This is a genomic window from Streptomyces milbemycinicus, assembly GCF_002154605.1.
In the GTDB taxonomy this organism is placed as follows: Bacteria; Actinomycetota; Actinomycetes; order Streptomycetales; family Streptomycetaceae; genus Streptomyces; species Streptomyces milbemycinicus.
The window spans coordinates 1-1,668 of sequence record NZ_MUNE01000689.1 but is presented as its reverse complement, the minus strand read 5'-3'; the positions used below and the strand labels follow the sequence as shown (position 1 = coordinate 1,668).

Here is a 1,668-nt window from a genome sequence, read left to right as displayed (position 1 = left end):
ACGACCGCCCCGTCGTCGGCCAGACCCACTGCCACCAGCACGCCGTCCTCGGCGACGCGGCGGAACGCCGCCTGCGCGCCCGCGCGGGTCTGACGGGCGAGCTGAGCGGCGGCTGCTGCGGGCTGGCGGGCAACTTCGGCTTCGAGCAGGGGCATTACGACGTATCCGTCGCCTGCGCGGAGGAGCAGCTGCTGCCGTCCGTACGGGCCGCCGACCCCGCCGCCGAAGTCCTCGCGGACGGCTTCTCCTGCCGTACGCAACTGGAGCAGCTGGCGGGGCGCCGGGCCCGCCACCTCGCGGAGGTTCTGGCCGAACGGCTGCCCTGACGGGGCCTGCCCGCGTGTTCCGCCGCAAGAGCTGAGCGTCACGCCGGGGGCCGGGTGAGTTTGGCGGCCACGGCGTCGAGGACCCAGTCCAGGCCGGTCGCGAAGGATGTCTCGGCGTCCACGTCCGTGCCGTCGTACACGGCCTTGGTCAGCGCCGGGAAGCGGCCCGTGGCCAGCATTCTCGTCACATGCGGGCCGGAGGCGCGCTGCCAGTCGCGCTTGGACAGGCCCGTGGCGCGCTCGGCCCGCAGGTTGGTGATCTCGCGCCTGATCGCGCCGGTGTAGTAGGCGCTGACGGTCTCCACGGCGCGCATGACGGTGTCGATGTCGGCGAGGCCGTCGAGGGCGGCCAGCGTGGTCTCGGCCACGGCGAGGCCGTTCGGACCCAGGGTCGGGCGGCCGCCGAGCAGGTCGGCCAGCCATTCGTGACGGAGAGCGGCCTGCCTGGTGCGGTGGGCGAGGATGCGCAGCGCCTCCCGCCAGTCACCGGGCTGCTCCTCGTGCTCCTCGTGCTCCTCGTGCTCCTCGGGGAGGATCTCGGCTTGGACCTCGTCCACCATGAGGTCGAACAGCTCCTCCTTGGTGGAGATGTATCCGTACAGCCGCATCGGGCCGGCCTCCAGCCGGGCGGCGACCTTACGCAACGACACCGCCTCCAGCCCGCCCTCGTCGGCCAGCGCGATGGCGGCGGCGACGATCCGCTCCCGGTCGAGCGGCACAGGGCGAGTCGGCGGCTCCGGCCGGTCCCACACAGTCATGGTCGAACCGTACTTGCGATGCACCGTAATGAGGAAATACAGTGTATCGACATGAGACACCGCATCGCTGTGGTCGGGAGCGGCCCTGCCGGCCTTACCTTCGCCCGCGTCCTGCACCGCCATGGCTACCCCGTCGCCATCCTCGAACGCGATCCCGGCCCCGACGCCCGCCCCCCGGGCGGCACGCTGGACCTGCACGAAGGGCTGGGCCAGCTCGCGCTGGACAAGGCGGGGCTGCTGGCGGAGTACCAAGCGCTGTCTCGTCCCGAGGGGCAGGCCATGCGCATCCTGGACGCGGACGGGACCGTCCTGCGCGACTGGCAGCCCCGTCCGGATGACCGGGCCAATCCCGAGATCGACCGCAGGCAACTCCGTGACCTGCTGATCGGCCCTCTCGACGTCCAGTGGGGGCGGGGCGTGACGCAGGTGGTGCCGGGGACCCGGGATGGCGTACGGGTCCATTTCGCGGACGGGCGACAGGAGACGTTCGACCTCGTGGTCGGCGCGGACGGCGCCTGGTCCCGGATCCGCCCGGCAGTCTCGTCGGTGACGCCGGTCTAGTGCGGCGTCACCGACGAGACTGC

1 protein-coding gene and 2 pseudogenes are annotated in these 1,668 nt (G+C 72.2%); 2 read left to right on the top strand and 1 reads right to left on the bottom strand.

Annotated features, from left to right (window positions below; all coding sequences use genetic code 11):
- A pseudogene (locus CCN51_RS42975) lies at positions 1–326 on the top strand (FAD-binding oxidoreductase); the annotation flags it as partial.
- A 38-nt stretch (positions 327–364) separates the two neighbouring features.
- Here the strand turns inward: CCN51_RS42975 and CCN51_RS42970 are convergent.
- The gene (locus CCN51_RS42970) at positions 365–1,084 is read right to left on the bottom strand and encodes a TetR/AcrR family transcriptional regulator (RefSeq protein ID WP_043490624.1); all 720 of its coding nucleotides are present in this window, start codon (positions 1,082–1,084) and stop codon (positions 365–367) included.
- A 51-nt stretch (positions 1,085–1,135) separates the two neighbouring features.
- Between CCN51_RS42970 and CCN51_RS42965 the strand changes: the two are divergent.
- Positions 1,136–1,639: pseudogene (locus CCN51_RS42965) on the top strand (FAD-dependent oxidoreductase); the annotation flags it as partial.
- Between the last annotated feature and the right edge of the window lie 29 nt (positions 1,640–1,668).